Annotated in this window: 17 protein-coding genes; all 17 read left to right on the plus strand. The window is 47.4% G+C overall.

Going from position 1 to position 18835, the window contains the following annotated elements:
- Positions 1 to 24: 24 nt before the first annotated feature.
- The 17 genes from MKY44_RS00735 (at position 25) to MKY44_RS00815 (ending at position 18765) form a co-directional block, all read left to right on the plus strand.
- Positions 25 to 1149 carry an ABC transporter ATP-binding protein gene (locus tag MKY44_RS00735; protein ID WP_124118337.1) on the plus strand — a complete coding sequence of 375 codons (1125 nt, stop codon included), beginning with the start codon at positions 25 to 27 and terminating at the stop codon, positions 1147 to 1149.
- Positions 1150 to 1569: 420 nt separating this feature from the next.
- Positions 1570 to 2508 carry an HPr(Ser) kinase/phosphatase gene (gene hprK / locus MKY44_RS00740; RefSeq protein ID WP_017691278.1) on the plus strand — a complete coding sequence of 313 codons (939 nt, stop codon included), beginning with the start codon at positions 1570 to 1572 and terminating at the stop codon, positions 2506 to 2508.
- Positions 2509 to 2629: 121 nt separating this feature from the next.
- Positions 2630 to 3655: a prolipoprotein diacylglyceryl transferase gene (gene lgt, locus MKY44_RS00745; protein WP_339787408.1), complete on the plus strand. Its 1026-nt coding sequence runs from the start codon at positions 2630 to 2632 to the stop codon at positions 3653 to 3655.
- Positions 3656 to 3661: 6 nt separating this feature from the next.
- Complete coding sequence (ppaX, locus tag MKY44_RS00750) at positions 3662 to 4324, plus strand: pyrophosphatase PpaX (RefSeq protein ID WP_341005712.1); 663 nt, start codon at positions 3662 to 3664, stop codon at positions 4322 to 4324.
- Entirely contained in the window at positions 4321 to 4863 is a 543-nt protein-coding gene (locus MKY44_RS00755; protein ID WP_036616162.1) for an acyltransferase, read from the plus strand. The genes ppaX and MKY44_RS00755 overlap by 4 nt, the downstream gene beginning before the upstream one ends.
- A 389-nt stretch (positions 4864 to 5252) precedes the next feature.
- Complete coding sequence (locus MKY44_RS00760) at positions 5253 to 6452, plus strand: ATP phosphoribosyltransferase regulatory subunit (protein WP_341005713.1); 1200 nt, start codon at positions 5253 to 5255, stop codon at positions 6450 to 6452.
- Between the two features lies 1 nt (position 6453).
- Complete coding sequence (gene hisG / locus MKY44_RS00765) at positions 6454 to 7113, plus strand: ATP phosphoribosyltransferase (RefSeq protein ID WP_091012003.1); 660 nt, start codon at positions 6454 to 6456, stop codon at positions 7111 to 7113.
- Between the two features lie 127 nt (positions 7114 to 7240).
- Positions 7241 to 8545 (plus strand): histidinol dehydrogenase, encoded by a 1305-nt coding sequence (gene hisD, locus MKY44_RS00770; protein ID WP_036674768.1) that lies wholly within the window; start codon positions 7241 to 7243, stop codon positions 8543 to 8545.
- Positions 8538 to 9167, plus strand: coding sequence for an imidazoleglycerol-phosphate dehydratase HisB (gene hisB, locus MKY44_RS00775; RefSeq protein ID WP_339298766.1), 630 nt, complete (start codon positions 8538 to 8540; stop codon positions 9165 to 9167). Before hisD ends, hisB begins: the two co-directional genes overlap by 8 nt.
- Before the next feature lie 3 nt (positions 9168 to 9170).
- The gene (hisH, locus tag MKY44_RS00780) at positions 9171 to 9797 is read left to right on the plus strand and encodes an imidazole glycerol phosphate synthase subunit HisH (protein WP_341005714.1); all 627 of its coding nucleotides are present in this window, start codon (positions 9171 to 9173) and stop codon (positions 9795 to 9797) included.
- Positions 9798 to 9859: 62 nt separating this feature from the next.
- On the plus strand, positions 9860 to 10594 hold the full coding sequence (gene hisA / locus MKY44_RS00785; protein WP_047841450.1) for a 1-(5-phosphoribosyl)-5-[(5-phosphoribosylamino)methylideneamino]imidazole-4-carboxamide isomerase: 735 nt from the start codon (positions 9860 to 9862) through the stop codon (positions 10592 to 10594).
- A gap of 30 nt (positions 10595 to 10624) precedes the next feature.
- The gene (hisF, locus tag MKY44_RS00790) at positions 10625 to 11386 is read left to right on the plus strand and encodes an imidazole glycerol phosphate synthase subunit HisF (protein ID WP_017691268.1); all 762 of its coding nucleotides are present in this window, start codon (positions 10625 to 10627) and stop codon (positions 11384 to 11386) included.
- Positions 11379 to 12113 carry a bifunctional phosphoribosyl-AMP cyclohydrolase/phosphoribosyl-ATP diphosphatase HisIE gene (gene hisIE, locus MKY44_RS00795; protein WP_445670628.1) on the plus strand — a complete coding sequence of 245 codons (735 nt, stop codon included), beginning with the start codon at positions 11379 to 11381 and terminating at the stop codon, positions 12111 to 12113. Before hisF ends, hisIE begins: the two co-directional genes overlap by 8 nt.
- A gap of 12 nt (positions 12114 to 12125) precedes the next feature.
- Positions 12126 to 12950 carry a histidinol-phosphatase HisJ gene (gene hisJ / locus MKY44_RS00800; protein WP_341005715.1) on the plus strand — a complete coding sequence of 275 codons (825 nt, stop codon included), beginning with the start codon at positions 12126 to 12128 and terminating at the stop codon, positions 12948 to 12950.
- 302 nt (positions 12951 to 13252) lie between these two features.
- Positions 13253 to 14200: a ribose-phosphate diphosphokinase gene (locus MKY44_RS00805; RefSeq protein WP_036616184.1), complete on the plus strand. Its 948-nt coding sequence runs from the start codon at positions 13253 to 13255 to the stop codon at positions 14198 to 14200.
- A gap of 254 nt (positions 14201 to 14454) precedes the next feature.
- Complete coding sequence (locus tag MKY44_RS00810; RefSeq protein ID WP_341005716.1) at positions 14455 to 16716, plus strand: helix-turn-helix domain-containing protein; 2262 nt, start codon at positions 14455 to 14457, stop codon at positions 16714 to 16716.
- Positions 16717 to 17163: 447 nt separating this feature from the next.
- Positions 17164 to 18765, plus strand: a complete 1602-nt coding sequence (locus MKY44_RS00815) for an extracellular solute-binding protein (protein WP_307415423.1) — start codon at positions 17164 to 17166, stop codon at positions 18763 to 18765.
- Positions 18766 to 18835: the final 70 nt, after the last annotated feature.

Consider the following 18835-nt stretch of genomic DNA (forward strand, 5'->3'; position numbering starts at 1 on the left):
ATGATCTCTGAGGAGGCAACAATCATGGCTGGAGTACGTTTAGAGCATATTTTCAAAAAATACCCGGGTTCTGATAAAGCAACTGTAGTTGACATTAACCTGGACATTAAAGATAAAGAATTTCTGGTACTGGTAGGTCCGTCCGGTTGTGGTAAATCAACAACACTGCGTATGATCGCAGGCCTTGAGGAAATTTCTGAAGGTAAACTCTATATCGGTGACCGTGTCGTTAATGATGTTGCACCTAAAGACCGCGATATCGCGATGGTATTCCAATCCTATGCCTTGTATCCGCATATGAGCGTATATCAAAACATGGCGTTTGGTTTGAAATTGCGTAAGGTTAAAAAAGATGAGATCGACAAACGTGTACGTGAAGCAGCTAAAATCCTGGATATCGAGCATTTGCTTGAGCGTAAACCTAAGGCATTGTCCGGTGGTCAACGTCAGCGTGTCGCTTTGGGACGTGCGATTGTCCGTGATCCACAAGTGTTCTTGATGGATGAGCCTCTCTCCAACTTGGATGCCAAACTGCGTGGTCAAATGCGTGCAGAGATCACTAAACTTGCGAAACGTTTGGAAACAACTGTTATCTACGTAACGCATGACCAGATCGAAGCTATGACGATGGGTGATCGGATCGTTGTTATGAAGGATGGTATCATCCAACAAGCAGCTTCTCCGGAAGAGTTGTACAACCTGCCGGCTAACCTGTTCGTAGCTGGTTTCATCGGTTCCCCGACAATGAACTTTATCTCGGGTAAACTGGCTGAGCAAGGTGCTAACCTTCACTTTATTGCTCCAGGCGTGGACGTTGAAATCCCGCAAGGTAAAGCACAAGTGTTGAAATCTAGAGGATACATTGGCAAAGAAGTGATTCTGGGTGTTCGTCCAGAAGACATTCACGAAGAGCCAGTATTCCTGGAAGCATCCCCGAACTCCGTATTCTCTACACACGTAGATGTTACAGAGAACCTGGGTCACGAAATGCTCCTCTACTTGAGCGGTGTTGGTAACGATACAACGATCGCACGTGTAGACGGACGTTCTAACACTCGTGATGGTTCCACAGTTAAAATGGCCATCGACATGAACAAGGTTCATATCTTTGACAAAGAGACTGAAGTGAACGTACTTCTTCAAGACTAATATTACTAGGATTCCTCGGTGACGATGGAACCTGACAGTTAATGCAATTATACATTGTAATGAGAGCCCCTTCCGTTATTGCTGGAAGGGGCTCTTTTAAGATTATTGGAACTGTAAGTTTCGGCTGAGTTGAAGAATTAATAACGCAAGAAAAACAGCTGCTGAACTACGAATGTAATATCTTAGAAGGTGCTTCGATCAGAAGACTTTTCTTACCAATGGTTGTCGGAGGCTGCGATTGCATTCATCCCGGAATTCATTTAAGATTATTTGAAGGTCTGTCTTCATATATTTGAGAGAATCGACTGTTGGAAGGGTATGCAGTCTGTACCCCATGTTGTGAATGCGCTAATAATGGAAATAACTGATACACGATCTGATGTACATAGAGGGACAGCTAATGCTGAAAGGAAGAGACAAATGGCGAAAAAAGTGAAAGTATCTGAACTGGTGCAGCAATTTCAGTTGGAGGTTGTTTCTGGATCTCACGGACTGAAAAGAGTCATTACGGTAGATGACCTGAACCGTCCTGGTCTGGAAATGGCCGGTTATTTTGAATACCATCCACAAGAACGGGTACAGCTGCTTGGAAGAACGGAGTTAGCTTTCTTTGCAATGTTACCTGAGCAAGAGCGGCGCGATCGTATGCAACGTCTTTGTACGGAAGAGACGCCTTGTATCGTTGTCACGCGTGGACTGGAAGTTCCGCAAGAGCTGATTGATATTAGTGAAGAGCAGAATCTGGCTGTACTTCGCAGCAATATGGCTACAACGATTCTATCCAGCCGGATCACGGGATTCCTGGAAAAGAAATTGGCACCAACAGCAACCATTCACGGTGTACTTTGTGATGTCTATGGCGTTGGTATGCTGATCACAGGTAGTAGCGGTATTGGTAAGAGTGAAACAGCACTTGAACTGGTGAAACGTGGACACCGATTGATTGCCGATGATGCGGTAGAGATCCGCCAAACGTCAGATTTTCAGCTGCACGGTACAGCACCTGAATTGATCCGCCACTTGCTCGAAATTCGAGGTGTCGGTATTATCAACGTCATGACATTGTTCGGAGCCGGTGCGGTTCGGAATAACAAACGGATTACCTTGGTTGTACGTCTGGAAGCATGGCAGCAGGATAAACAATATGATCGGTTGGGTCTGGATGAAGAGACTACACGTATCATTGATACGGATGTACCTCTTGTTACGATTCCTGTTCGTCCGGGACGGAACTTGGCGGTTATTATTGAAGTGGCAGGTATGAACTATCGCCTGAAACAGATGGGTCTGAATGCTGCGCTGCAATTCACGAACAAGCTGACAGCAACCATCTCGGAAGATATGGAAGACATGGATTAAGAAACATTTTATACAAGGAAATGAAGATAAATGGTTGACATGTACTGCTTCTCTTAAGGCGCAGTGTATGCCAACCATTCGTCATGCGTGCGATTGATTGAATAAATAGGAGTGTGAATGAATGGATACATTATTACTGTTGAACCCGATCGCGTTCTCTATTGGAGCGTTAAAGGTTCACTGGTACGGGCTTATTCTTGGTGCCGCGGCACTTATAGGACTCCTGCTCGTGATCCGGGAGGGCAAACGCTACAATATTCCGCAGGAAGTGTTCATGGACATGGTCTTGTTGGGCGTGCCTTCTGCCATCATTGGTGCCCGCATCTACTACGTAGCATTTAAATGGGAAGATTATAAGGATAATTTCTGGGATGTCTTTAAAATATGGAATGGCGGTATAGCCATCTATGGTGCACTTATTGGTGCTATTATCTGTGCAGTTATTTTCTTCCGTCGTAAAGGGTATAACTTCTGGCGTATGGCCGATATCTGTGCGCCTGGACTGCTCGTTGGACAGTTGATCGGACGCTGGGGGAACTTTGTGAATCAGGAAGCCTACGGCGGTCCTGTGGAAGAATCGTTTTTGAGAGACAAGCTTCATCTGCCGGACTTTATTGTGAATCAAATGAACGTAGAAGGCGTATTCCACCATCCTGCGTTTTTGTATGAATCGATGTGGAGTCTCGTTGGTCTGGTCTTGCTGTTGGTTCTGCGTCGTCAGAAGTTCCTGCGTTCAGGTGAACTGTTCATGTCTTATTTCATCTGGTACTCAATCGGTCGTTTCTTCATTGAAGCTTTACGTACAGACAGTCTTGGCTTCCAGGCTCCGCAATGGGTTGCTTCATTAGTGAACGGGCTGTGGTCTCCAATGACTGCAATGGGCTTTGAACAAGGATATCTTGATCCTGCTTATGGTAATGTAAGAATCTCGCAACTGCTCGCGATTGGCATTATTATTGTTGCTGTTGTATTCATTGTGGTGAGAAGAGTGACAGGTAAAGCAGTTGTTCGTTATAGTGATCCGATTGTATCGTCCAAAGTTACCTCAGATGATATGGAGCATACAGGAACAGTTGCTGGCAAAGAGAGTAAGGTAACACCTCCAGCCAAAGATGATCCGAAGCAAGTTGATGATAAAAAGGAGTAATGCAACATGATTGACACGGTATTGTTTGACCTGGACGGAACGATTATTGATACCAATGAGTTGATTATCAGCTCATTCCAGCATGTTATGGGGGGATGGGAGCATTCAGCTCCATGGACTCGGGAACAGATCATTCCACATATGGGTGGCACACTGGAGCAGCAAATGCGTACCTTCTCTGGCCAGGAGGAAGTCTCCGAGTACGTGAAAGGTTACCGTGCTTATAATGATATCCATCATGAAGCGATGGTTAGACCTTTTCCACATGTCATTGAGGTAGTAGAGGCGCTTCATCAGGCTGGCATTGTGATGGGTGTGGTCACAACCAAAATTCGTCCATCTACATTAAAGGTACTTGAACGTTTTGACCTACTAAAGTATATGAAGACGATTGTAACAGTGACCGATGTGACGAATCCGAAGCCACATGCTGAACCGGTACTGAAAGCCATGACGGAACTAGGTGCAGATCCTGCCAAAACGTTAATGGTGGGTGACAGTCCGGTGGATATCCAATCGGCACAAAATGCGGGCGCTCTTTCGGCGGGGGTTGCATGGTCTCTTAAAGGGGAAACAATCCTGAACGGATATGGACCCGACCATATGTTGCATGACATGAGAGACTTGTTGAAACTCATCCGTATTGAAACTGAAACGGGACGTTCATGAGAAAAGTAACCCGCTATCCGGTAGAGGACCAGAATGCACTTTGGCATATCTACAAGACAGTGAGTCCGTGGAAGGGCGTTCGTAATTTTATCTGGATCCAGTTGTCACGTTACTGTCCCATCCTATCGGTGAAGAATTGGATTTACCGCCGAATGCTCGGTATGAAGGTTGGAAAACACACAGCCTTTGGCCTCATGGTGATGGTCGATGTGTTTTTTCCAGAGAAAATAACGGTCGGCGAAAACTCGGTCATCGGTTACAACACAACGATTCTCGCTCATGAGTATCTCATTAAGGAGTACAGGCTCGGTGAGGTGATTATCGGGGAAAATGTACTGATTGGTGCTAACACAACGATTCTGCCCGGGGTAACTATAGGGGATGGAGCCGTTGTGGCAGCGGGAGCAGTCGTACATAAGGATGTTGCACCAGGAGCTTTTGTTGGAGGTAATCCACTGCGTGATTTGTCCCGTGCGGCAGCTTCTACGGAAGAAACTGTCTTTAACACGGATGATTCTTCTCAGGGTAGTGTGCATTGAGTCAATAAAGTAATGAATGAAGATCGATTGAAGTAAAAAGCTGCTTATGGCAGCTTTTTTCGTATATAAATACCGATTGGTGAGGGGAACGGCGTCTGTATAAAACGATATGTCGATCCAAGGGCAATCAAGCTTTGGTATTGTTGACGGTAGTGCGGATTTCATGTTATCATATCCCATATCCTTTAGTTTGTTAGCACTTTACCATGTGAAAGTATTCTTGGAGAAATGAAGCATGATAAGGATTGAACTAAACCAATAGTTGAAGGCTTATGCGATAATACTGTGATTCAGGTTTATAAGATAGAATGGGGATTTACACTATATAAATCCTGTTGAAATAGAACGAGTGCAACTCTTAAATTACTGACTCGGGGTGAATATTACCAATGTCCAAACCAAAAGGTTTTGAAAAACCGACCGGATTCCGCGACTATACACCACATGTAGTATCCAAACTGCGGACGATTGAACGCAATGTACTGGAATGTATGGAACGCTGGGGTTACCGTCAGATCATCACACCAACGATTGAATATTACGATACGGTAGGTGTGGCAAGCTCTACATCAGATCGTAAATTATTTAAATTGCTAAACAGTCGGGGAACCACACTGGTACTCAGATCGGATCTAACGGCTCCAATTGCACGCGTCGTTTCATCCATGCTCAAAGATGAGCTGTTGCCACTGCGTCTGTCCTATCATGCGAACGTATTCCGTTCTATTGAAGAGGAAGCTGGGCGTGAGGCTGAATTTTTCCAGACGGGCGTGGAGTTGGTTGGAGACGACTCACCTGAGGCGGATGCAGAAGTTGTTGCGCTTGCGATTGCCTCTTTGCAGGCAGCGGGAGTGTCTTCTTTTAAAATAGCGATGGGCCATATGGGATTCCTGAACGGATTACTGGAGGAAGTGATTCCAGGCCAGACCGCTGAGCAGGAGCAATTGAAGGAAGGGCTGCTCGGACGTGATTATGTCGGCTATCGTCAGTCGATTGAAGCATTAAATTTGGAGCCTAAGTTGAAAGAACAGCTTGAAGCGATCCTTCGTCTGCGTGGTGGCAAGGAAGTATGCACACATGCGGTAGAGCTAAGTTCAAGTGCTGAAGCAGCACAGTCGATTGCACATTTGTGTGCTGTATTCGAAGTGTTGGAAGCGTACGGTGTATCCGAACATGTGCTGATTGATCTGACGATGATCGGTGATTTCTCCTATTATACGGGCATGACCTTTGAAGGGTATGCAGCCGAACTAGGATCTCCGGTATGTAGCGGTGGACGGTATGATAATCTGTTACAACAGTTTGGTCGTTCATTGCCAGCTACAGGATTTGCACTGAAAACGAACCGTATTATTGATGGAGTTCATGGCATTACCATTGAAGAGAAAAAACCGGTACTTATCCAATATACCCCGAAACGTCGGGCCGAGGCATTAACAGAAGCGGCAAGATTACGCAGTATGGGACAAAATGTAGTGACACTCCTTCTTCCTGAAGACGGGGCTGGGGCAAGTGCCGTATCGGTTGAAGCAAGAACCGCTCAGGCTGAGCAGGTTATTACTTACGGATCTGAAGAAGGAGGACGCTGAGATGTCGGATATTCTGAAGGTGGCCATGCCGAAGGGCCGAATCTATAAAAAAGCCTCCAAATTGTTTCGTGAAGCGGGGCTGGATATTCCAGAAGACGTAGACGATACACGCAGATTGGTCATTGAAGTGCCGGAAGCTGGAATGGAATTCATTATGGCGAAGCCAGTAGATGTTCCAACATATGTGGAGTACGGTGTTGCCGATATCGGAATTGTTGGTAAAGACGTGCTGCTGGAGGAAGATCGGGATGTGTACGAACTGTTGAATCTGGGAATCGCTCAGTGCCGTATGTCTGTGATCGGACTTCCAGACTGGAAGCCAGGCATCCAGCAACGTGTTGCAACGAAGTATCCAAGGATTGCTTCACAGTATTTCCGGGAGCAGGGGCAGCAGGTCGAGGTGATCAAGCTGAATGGTTCCATTGAGCTTGCGCCTTTGATTGGTCTGGCAGACCGGATTGTCGATCTGGTGGAGACAGGTCAGACACTGCGCGAGAACGGATTAGTGGAGATGACAGGCATACTGGACATCACCAGCCGTCTTATCGCCAATCGGGTAAGTTATCGGATGAAGAATGCACGAATTCAAGCCTTGTGTGATGCACTTCAACAGGTCATTCCGGCATCGAATGAGATTTCTGCGGGAAGCCTTCGGGGATAAATTAATGTGTTGGAAACATAGATGAGAAACATACAAAGCAGAAGCAAAAGTAAGAGTAAGAGACAAAATAAAGAAGCAAATCGGCCACAAGAAGGCAGGTATTACAGAGGATGAGGAGGTTGTACGTATGAAAATTGTACCTGCACGAGAGTTTGATCTGAAGCGGGAAGTGGAGTATGGCACGCCGGAGCAAAATGAAACGGTACGGCGTATTGTCAGCGACATTCGCCGTGAGGGTGATGCGGCACTGCTGCGTTACACGGAGCAGCTGGACCGCACGAAGCTGACGGCCGCGGAGTTGCGCGTGCCGCAGGAAGAGCTGCAGGCGGCTTATGCAGCCGTGGAGCCATCCTTTGTGACGGCGATTCGGCAAGCCGCCGCCAACATTCGTGCGTTTCACGAGAAACAGAAACGCAACTCGTGGATGGATTGGCAGCCGGACGGCAGCCTGCTGGGCCAGGTCATCCGACCGCTGAAGCGGGTCGGCGTTTATGTACCTGGCGGCAAAGCAGCTTATCCATCGTCTGTGCTGATGAATGTGATTCCGGCACAAGTGGCAGGCGTGCCGGAGATTGTTCTTGTGACGCCGCCGTCAACGAACGGTGGCGAAGGTATTAACCCGTACATTCTCGTTGCTGCTGCGGAAGCAGGCGTGAGCGAGATGTACCGGGTTGGCGGCGCTCAAGCTATCGCCGCCCTTGCTTACGGCACGGAGAGTATTGCACCGGTCGACAAGATCTGTGGACCGGGCAATATTTACGTGGCGCTCGCGAAGCGCGAGGTGTACGGTGCGGTCGATATCGACAGTATCGCCGGGCCGAGTGAGATTGTGGTGCTCGCCGATGATACGGCGAATCCGGTGTACGTCGCCGCCGACCTGTTGTCGCAGGCGGAACATGACGAGATGGCATCGGCCATTCTCGTCACGAATTCGGCCACGCTGGCGGAAGCCGTGCAGGGCGAAGTGCAGCGGCAGCTTGAAGTGCTGCCGCGGCGTGATATCGCTGCTGCTTCCGTGGAGCAGTATGGCGCTATTATTGTGGTTGATTCCATCGATGAGGGAATCGACGTGGTGAACCGGCTTGCGCCGGAGCATCTGGAGATCATGGTGCAGGAGCCGATGGCTTACGCTGGCCGGATCGAAAATGCCGGCGCGATTTTCCTCGGCCCGTACAGCTCGGAGCCGGTGGGGGATTATTTTGCAGGACCCAACCACATTATACCGACCAATGGAACTGCGCGATTCAGTTCACCAGTGGACGTGGATGATTTTATCAAGAAATCGAGTCTGATCTATTATAGTAAAGAAGCGCTGCTGAAGAACGGAGCGGCTATTATAGAGTTGGCCCGCCATGAGGGTCTTGAAGGGCATGCCCGTGCAATTGCTGTACGGTTAGAACAGGAAGGAAAGGCGGAATCGGACAATGGATAAGCAAAATAATGGTGTGGAACTTGAAAACAAAGGTGCAGTGCGCCAAGCAGAGGTTGACCGCAAAACAAACGAGACCAATATCCAATTGGCCTTTAATGTAGATGGAACAGGACAATCCACGATTGAAACGGATGTGCCTTTCCTGAACCATATGCTGGATCTGTTCACAAAGCACGGACAATTTGACCTTAATGTACATGCCCGTGGAGATATTGATATTGACGATCATCACACGGTTGAAGACATCGGAATCTGTCTGGGACAGACGTTGAGAGAAGCGTTGGGTGACAAACGCGGTATTAAGCGTTACGCCAGTGTTTTTGTACCAATGGACGAGGCACTCGCTCAGGTCATTATTGACGTGAGTAACCGACCTCACTTTGAATACCGTGCTGAATACCCTTCCCAACAGGTAGGCAGTTTCTCCACGGAGCTGGTACATGAATTCCTGTGGAAATTGGCGTTGGAAGCTCGGATTACGTTGCATGTCATTGTGCACTATGGTCAGAACACACACCACATGATTGAAGCGATCTTTAAGGCATTGGGACGTGCTCTGGATGAAGCAACGATGATTGATCCACGTGTAACGGGTGTGCCTTCCACGAAGGGAGTGCTGTAGACGATGGCGATTGCAATTGTCGATTACGGTATGGGTAACCTGCACAGCGTCGGCAAAGCGGTCGAACGTCTTGGCTACGAAGCGCTGGTCACGGGTGACCGGGAAGAGATTCTTGGCGCAGATGGTGTCATTTTGCCAGGCGTAGGTGCTTTTGGTGATGCGATGGTTCATCTGCGGGAGAGTGGACTGGATACGGTGGTGAAGGAAGCCGCTGCCGGGTCCAAGCCACTGATCGGTATCTGTCTGGGCATGCAATTGTTGTTCAGCTCAAGTGAAGAGCATGGCGAACATGAGGGACTGGATATTTTGCCAGGTAAAGTGGTGCGTTTCGCCCCAGGAGAACTGAAGGTTCCTCATATGGGATGGAACCGTTTGGAATTCCTGCACGCGGAAAACCCTCTATTTACGGGGCTTGAGGCAGGTCACGTCTATTTTGTCCATTCCTATCATGCGCTTACTGAAAACAGGGACGATCTGCTGGCGGTAACGGATTACGGACATCCGGTGACAGCCATTGTAGGAAGAGGATCGAACTTCGGTATGCAATTCCACCCGGAGAAAAGTGGCGAACTTGGCATGAAGCTGCTCGGCAACTTTCTGGCTCTGACAGGAGCACCTGTACAAAGGTAAAACATCATCTCTTCTTAACTATAGAAAGCGTACAAATCTAATTCATATTCAGGAGGCCTTGTATGTCATCTTTTATCCTATATCCGGCGATTGATATCCGGGACGGCAAATGTGTAAGACTGGTGCAGGGAGATTATAATCAGGAGACCGTGTATAACGATGACCCGGTTCAAGTGGCTTTATCCTGGGAGAAACAAGGCGGTACATATGTCCATCTGGTGGATCTGGATGGTGCGAAAGCGGGTCATCCTGTTAACGATGAGCTGATCGGGCGGATTGCCTCGGCTGTGAACGTACCTGTTCAGGTGGGCGGCGGACTTCGTACGGTAGCGGATGTAGAGCGTTTGCTGGGTCTAGGTGTTAGCCGGCTGATCATCGGGACAGCAGCGATTGAGGATCGTGCTTTTACAGAGGAAGTATTGGGACGTTACGGGGATAAGGTGGCAATTGGTATCGATGCACGTAACGGTTACGTGGCAACTCGCGGTTGGCTTGAAACATCGGAAGTACAGGCAGAGGTGCTTGCTAAGGAACTGGCGGCATATGGGGCAGAAACGTTTATCTTTACGGATATTTCCCGTGATGGCATGATGCAGGGTCCTAATGTGGAAGCGATTGTGTCTCTTGCCAAGGCAAGCGGACGGACGGTTATTGCTTCCGGCGGTGTGAGTGTGATGGATGATCTGCTTCGTCTGAGTCGTCATGCGGATGATGGTGTTGGTGGAGCGATCGTGGGTAAAGCACTGTATACTGGTAGTATCGATCTGTCTGAAGCAGTACGTGCGGTAAACAAGTAAAGGATATTCGGATAGAGAGGAAGAGGTAGCATGCTGGCAAAAAGAATCATCCCCTGTCTGGACGTGAAGGACGGCCGGGTCGTCAAAGGCGTCAACTTCGTTAATCTCCGCGATGCGGGTGATCCGGTAGAGCTGGCGGCACTATATGACCGCGAGGGCGCGGACGAATTGGTGTTTCTCGATATCTCCGCTTCGGTAGAAGGTCGCGAAACGATGGAAGAAGTCGTGCGGCAGACGGCGGGCGAGATTGCTATTCCCTTTACGGTAGGTGGTGGCATCTCCAAGGTAGAGGACATGAAGCGGATTCTTCGTGCAGGAGCGGATAAAATTGCAGTGAATACAGCCGCGGTACTTAATCCGCAGTTGATTGCAGATGGTGCACGTCGCTTTGGCTCGCAGTGTATCGTGGTAGCGATTGATGCCAAGTATAACGAAGCTTGGGGTGAGTGGGAAGTCTATACCCATGGTGGAAGGAAACCCTCCGGGATCAAGGCGCTGGAATGGGTTAAACAGGCTGAGAGCTTGGGCGCCGGGGAGATTCTTCTCACAAGTATGGACGCGGACGGAACAAAAGACGGCTTTGATCTGAAGCTGACGGCAGCGGTATCCGAATCTGTGCGTATTCCAGTCATCGCATCGGGCGGTGCGGGCAAGGAATCTCATTTCTATGATGTATTCACCACAGGCAAAGCGGATGCGGGTCTGGCCGCAACGATTTTCCATTACAAAGAAATCGCCGTACCGGCGTTAAAACAACATTTGAGAGAACAAGGGGTGGAGATCCGTGACTAAAGTGAGCGATGAAATCAAGGAACAGTTGTCCTTGGAACAGGTTGTGGAACACATTCGTTGGAGTGACGGATTGGTTCCTGCCATTGTGCAGGATGTGGATACTCGGGAAGTCTTAATGATGGCTTATATGAATCGCGAATCTCTGAAGTTGTCGCTTGAATCCGGTGAGACCTGGTTCTGGTCACGCTCGCGTCAGGAGTTGTGGCATAAAGGGGCAACATCTGGCAACGTGCAGACGATTACTTCCCTAAAATATGATTGTGACGGCGATACCTTGTTGGTTGAGGTGAAACCGAACGGTCCAGCTTGCCATACAGGGGCGGTAACTTGTTTCCATAATGAAATCATTGGTTTGCCAGAGAAATCGGCAGACAAGGCTTCGGATGAAGCGGGTGCAGCATCTGCTTCTGCAAGTTCCGGTTCCGAAAGTCGCTTTGAGGTATTGGCTGAACTGGAATCCGTTATTGCAGAGCGTGAACGTGAGCGCCCTGAGGGTGCATATACAACGTATCTGTTTGATAAAGGTGTAGACAAAATACTGAAAAAAATCGGTGAAGAAGCGTCCGAGACAATCATCGCCGCCAAAAATAAAGATAATGACGAGCTTCGTCTGGAAGTCAGTGACCTGATGTATCACCTGCTCGTCCTGTTACAAGAACGCAAGCTGCCGCTGGACGACATTATGTTAGAGCTGAGCCGCCGTCATGAACGGCCTCGCCGCGATTAGGAGGCGAGCTACGTGCGTATAGACTATCATACACACCATGAGCGGTGTGGACATGCCGTGGGCAAACTGGAAGAGTACGTGCAGCGTGGTGTGGAGATCGGACTATCCCAGATTGGATTGTCCGATCACATGCCATTGTTGCATGTCGATCCGGCTCAATATTATCCGGAAATGGCGATGCCTATGGATGAACTGCCGCGTTATGTAGAGGAGTGTTTCTCCCTGAAAGAACGTTACCGTGGTCAGATTGACGTACGTGTTGGTCTGGAAGGTGACTATATTGAAGGATGGGAAACAGAGATCCGTGCAATCATTGAGCGTTATCCATGGGATTATGTGATTGGCTCTGTGCATTTTCTCGGGGAATGGGACATTACGGATTTTCGCCAGACCCATCACTGGGAGGGCAAAGACATCCTTGAAGTATATCGTCAGTACTACGATGCCGTAAGCAAGGCAGCCGCCACGGGCATGTACGATATTATGGGCCATACGGATGTCATTAAACGGTTTGGCTATGTTCCTTCAACGGAGCAGACAGAAGAACGTATCTCACTGGAGAACGCAGCGTTGCAGGCTATTGCCAAAAGTGGCTGCGCCATGGAACTGAATGCTTCCGGGTTATCGAAGCCTTGTGCCGAGATGTTCCCTAGTCGCAGAATGCTGACAGAAGCCATTCGCTTGGGTATTCCATTAACCATGGGCTCTGATGCACATGACCCACTGAAGCTTGGGGATTATTTGCCTGAAGCTGAAGCACTTTTGCATGAGTTGGGCTGTACGGAAGTCGCTGTTTTTGAAGGCCGTCATCGCTCGTTCATTCCTTTAAATGTATAAGCCATTAGAGTATAATGAGGGTAGGAAATAACCTTTTAGAGGTAGTTCAAAAAGCCCGCCTTTGATTACGAAGGATGCCTAATGGCATCTTCAGCATCGAAGCTGGAATTCAGCCGAAATAGGTGGATGCTTACGAAGTATGTTTCCTCTGGAAACATTGTGGTTGCTCACGTAGTTTTGCCTACGCTCCGCTACTCCATTTCTAGCTTTATCCCATCTTCTCGCTACTGAAAACCGGTCTTTTTGAACACTCGCTTTTAGATAAGGGATTATATAGGGACTTCAACCCTCGGGAGGGCATTATGCAGCATTCGTTACGTATTTTTTCCGGTTCATCGAACCCTAAGCTGGCAGAACAGGTATGTGACAAGCTGGGTGTACAACTGGGCAAGATCAAGCTGTCCAGGTTCAAGAGCGGAGAAATATACGTTCATTATGAAGAAACGATCCGTAATTGTGATGTGTTTCTGGTACAGTCGTTGTCTCATCCGATCAATGAGCTGTTTGTTGAGCTGCTTGTGATGATTGATGCCGCCAAGAGGGCTTCAGCACGCACTGTGAACATCATTGTTCCGTATTACGGCTATGCTCGTCAAGAGCGTAAATCCGCTCCTCGGGAACCGATCTCAGCCAAGATGGTAGCAGATGTATTAACTACGGCTGGCGCCAATCGAGTGGTAACGATCGACCTGCACGCAGCGGCCATTCAGGGATTCTTCAACATTCCGGTTGACCATATGACATCACTGGATCTGATTAGTGATTATTTGTTAAGCAAAGGAATCGAGAACCCTGTTGTCGTCTCCCCGGATGCGGGACGAGCATCGATGGCAGAGAAGCTGGCGAACCGTCTGGATTCTCCATTTGCCATTATGATCAAGAAACGTCCAAGCCATAATGAATCGGTGATTACCCATGTCATTGGTGATGTAGAAGGACGGACACCTATTATTATTGAGGATCTGATCGACACTGGAACAACCATTCTGAATGTTGTGGAAGGGTTGAAGGAACGTGGCTCCAAAAATGTATATGTATGTGCAACACACGGATTGTTCTCGGATGGGGCAGTAAGTAAATTGAATCACCCGTCAATTGAAGAGGTGGTAGTTACGGACTCGATCGCACTGCCAGATGACCACCCTGAATGCTTCAAAGTGTTACCTGTTGCACCAATGCTGGCCCGCGCCGTACGCATTATTGTGGATGGTGGCTCCATGGCCACATTGTTTAAGGATTCTGGCATTTAGAGCATCGAAGATATAACGGTGTGCTGCCAGATGAACTGTTCCGTGTCTGAGTTGTTGTCTGCTCAGCACGGTTTTTTTGTTTTGGCTCTTTGAATTCAATTCTTGCTTTGCTGCTCAGAGGCTTGTGCTATAATAACATAAAATCAGTTATGATAGCGTTATCATATAGTATTCAGCCCCTAAGGTGAGATGGATGCTGAACAGTAGAACCACGGCTGAGAACATTGGCATCGTGGAGTGAGGAGTGGGGTCTATTGTCTCGTAATTGGTACTACCGGTTATTGTTCTCGTACTTCCCAATTTTTTTTCTTACGGTGACCATACTCATTTTCATTGCGTTTGTTTTCATCAATGACATCTCTAAAGAGGAAACAAAAAAAGCAGACCGGATTTCCTCCAGTTATATGATAGACACGGTGGATCGTACAATCAGGGATATTGAACTATCCATCCTGGAAACGGTACAGAGTCAGCAGGCATACAAACTCTATTTTAATAACACAAACCTGACCAGCTCGGACACGGTGTATGCAATTGCGCAGAATTTACGTGAGCTATCCAATTCGTCCTCATGGATTCAATCCATCTATCTATATGACAAGCGAAATAAACATGTTCTGACCGTAAGTGGTTCCAGAGAAGTGGAAGGTTTCTCGGATAAGGCATGGATTGATCAGATGGGTACCGGGTCTATCGGTTCAGGCTGGCAACCGGTCCGGGAATTCGATGCGGACTCTGTTCAACGTACCCCTATTCGCGTATTAACGGTGAACAAGGACATGCCTTTGCCTTTTGGCTCTCAGGGCACATTGGTCATTAATATTAAGATGAGCAGCATTGAACAGAGTGTAGATAGTATGGTTAATGGTCAGCTCTCATTCCTGACGATTACGGATCGGGACGGTAAGGTTGTGTATAATGCACATTCGGACCAAGAGGGCTCGATAGATGGTCAGGAACTGAATAGGCTAGCGCTAGAAAGACTGGGCTGGACAATATCCAGTGGAATTAAGGTCGGCAACTTGTTTGGCTGGGTATCTGTCATATCTTATGTATGGGTAATCATTGCTATTGTGACTGTCATCTGTGCGATTGTATATATCGTGTACATTACTCGCCGTAACTATAAACCCATTCAGATCATCATGAACCGGATTGAGTCTCATCAGATTCGGGTGTTCGAACACTCAGGTGCTCGCACGGATGAGATGAAGATGATTGATGGTGTGCTTGAGAATCTGATTAATCATATGATGGATTATGACAAGAAAAGCAGGGAAAATGTACTCATGCAGCGCAGCAAGTTGTTCAATGCCCTGTTGCATGGTGAACACATGGAAAATGCAGCAGAGCAATTAAAAGAGCTTTCTCCACTGAATGACGTGCATGACTCGTCGCGTTTTGTCGTTGTTGTTGGAGAGATTAACCGTTATGAGAAGGGATTTCAGGAGAGGTACACGAGAGGTGAACAAAATACGCTGAAGTTTGCCTTGATGAACGTTTTGCAAGAGCTGTCACGTAATACGGGAGTCCAATGCTGGACGGAATGGATTAGTGTAGATCGAATTGCAATCCTTTTTGTGTTCAAAGAACAGAATGATAACAACTTGGATATGTCTGGGCAAATTCGTGTAGTAGCTGAGGAATGCAAATCTTGGGTAGAACAAAATCTACGCATTTCCTTAAGCTTTGGCATTGGACCTATTGCTCAGGGAATCGGTGCAATACGAGATTCCTATGCGGCCGCAGAAGCGGTAATGCAACGTAAACTGTTGATGAATGGAGATGTCGGCCAAGCCGACTGTGGTGAAACACAGCATCCTTTGCTGGATACCTATACCTATCTGCAGATGATTGCGGACTTTGTTAAGCGGTTCCGGATGTCGAGTGGGCAGTGGCGGGAACAGTTGGAGGAGATCTTTACAGCATTTGAACAGAACAAACTGCCGGATGATGAGATTCGTTCTCTGATTCAGGCCATGTTACAGATGCTCAGCCGAGAGGTAGCCATGATGTCGGAAGGACTTCAGGAAGAGCTGTCCGAAGAAAACATCAACAGATGGTTGAGTGCTGTGGAAGAGGCAGAGACGCTTACGGATGTGAAAAGTCTTTTGTTTGATGGACTGACGGACTTGTTCAGAACGTATGTAGCGGTAACGGAAACCAAGAGTTACAAAGCCATGGTTAATGAAATGAAAAATTATATCGAAGAACAGTTTGCGAATCCTGATCTTTCATTGAAACATCTGAGCGATCGATTCCAGATTACGGGCAAACATGCGAGTTATTTGTTCAAGACAGAATTTAACATGAAGTTTGTTGATTTTGTTACAGAACTTCGCATGAAGGAGACGGAGCAGCTTCTGCTCAATACCGATTACTCTTTGCAGGATATTGCTCTGAAGGTTGGGTATGCAAATGGAATTACGTTGGGACGTGTATTTAAGCGGGTAACGGGTATTACACCAGGAGATTATCGTCGTTTGAAACGTGAACATCGAGAACCCGAAGAGTAACGCAAAAGTGATCATATTCTGAGATCTGTACATCAGGATAACACAGGGTGAATTTCATGCAGTCACTTTCCACTTAGGAGAGAGGCTTGCAGAGGTTCGCCCTGTTTTCGTTGAACAATACTCTTATACTGAGATCGGATGCAACTGTTTTCGCAGGATAGCAAGCTAATATTCCTGTTTTTTTCCCGTTTACGAATATAGGCAGTGTGTGAAAATGGTTTATCCGACTTGGGATAGGCAGTTCTGATCCTTGAGGCGAAGAGTGCCGTCAAAGCCTAGAGCAGCGCAGCTTTGGGAAAAGAATCAGTCTGCGAAAATAGGCTTAGCATATAAACCATAATCCGTTTGTAAGCGCTTCCGAAAGAGGTTTATTGCAGGATGACGGAAAAATGTGAAATACTCTGGGCAAGCTTTAAACATTCACGCAAAGCCAAAGGGGATGACAAAATGAGAAGCAAAGCAACCAAAGGGAGTCTAAAGAAATGGATGGGTTTGGCGCTTACGATGGTAATGGGCGTTTCTTTACTTGCGGGATGCTCATCAGCATCAGAAGAATCAGCTGAAGGCGGAACATCAGGCAATGGCGAGCGCGTTACTTTAAAGGTGGAGATTTTCGACCGTGGTAACAGTCCTTCACCGTACACAATTACGAACAACTATCTATCTAAAATGATTCAGGAGAAGTTCGGCGATCCCAACAATATTGATGTACAGTTTGTACCCGTTCAGCGTTCTGAGGAAGTTACCAAGCTGAACGTCCTGATGGCTAGCAATACGGATGTCCCTGATATTGTGTTTGTTTATGACTCAAGCGTGTTTTATCGGTATGCCCAGCAGGGTGGTTTGACTGATGTTGGAGAGTTGATTGATCAGCACGGTCCGAACCTGAAGAAGTTCCTGGGTGAAGATACTTTGAAGTTTGGGCAAGTGGAAGGACAACAGTTTGCAGTTCCGGGTAAACGTGCTATCACAGGCCGATACAGTTCTTACATTCGTCAGGATTGGCTCGATAAGCTGGGATTGCCAGCGCCGAAGACCACGGATGAATTATATACAACTTTGAAAGCGTTCAAGGATAAAGATCCTGGTGGTCTCGGAAGCAAAAACATCCCAATGGGTATGGCCCTTGCACCAGCTCAATTCGAAACGCTCATCTACTCATTCATCAAGCCAGTAAGTGGCGACCTGACTTATGGTCAACGGTATGAATTGCCGCTGCATGAAGGATTCAAAGAATCGATGCAGTTCCTGAACAAACTGTACAACGAAGGTTTGATCAGCAAAGACTTCAGTTTGGATGAAGACAAAACGCAGTTAGGGAAAGACATTCAAAACGGTAACGTAGGTTACTGGTCTGAAGATGTGGATGCCATGTTCTACGGAGATGGCACACTGGATAATTTGCATAAAAATGTGAGTGGCAGTGAAGTGTTGCCGGTTGATGTATACACCAATCCAAATGCAGACAACAAACACATCAAGTCACGCTACGGAACAAATGGTATGTACATTATGATTCCGAAGAGCAGCAAACGTTCTGTGGAAGCGATCAAATATCTCGACTGGATGGCATCTGACAACAATCTGATTGATATCTACAGTGGTGTGGAAGGCGAGAACTATGATCTGGTAGACGGCATTCCAGTAGTGAAAGAGGATGCATCCCAGGAAGCGCAGGATCGTCTGTTTAACGCAGGGGATACAGCCATTATCTCGAACGGTAAAAACATTGGTGATCAAGCGACGAATGAAAAGGCATGGATTATGGGCTTCCCGCAAAATAATCAGGAGATGCTGAAACAATCCATTGATATTGCTAACACCGATACGGTAGGACCAATCATTTTCGACAAACCGATTGAAGCAGAGATGAAGTACAGCACAGCTCTCAAAGACAAATTAAATGTCATTATCGTAAAAACAGCGATGGCTAAGCCAGCAGAATTCGATGCGGTATATGAAAAAGAAATGGCTGATTTCATGTCTCTGGGTGGTACTGAACTGAAAAAAGAACTTGAAGAAGCGGTTCAGGCACTCCCTGCAAAATAAGTAACTCCACACTTCAATATCCAAGACAGATACCCATACTACGGCTTAACTAGAAAGGAACGTGTGCCGC

It is taken from the genome of Paenibacillus sp. FSL R7-0026 (assembly GCF_038004485.1).
GTDB classification, from domain to species: domain Bacteria; phylum Bacillota; class Bacilli; order Paenibacillales; family Paenibacillaceae; genus Paenibacillus; species Paenibacillus xylanexedens_A.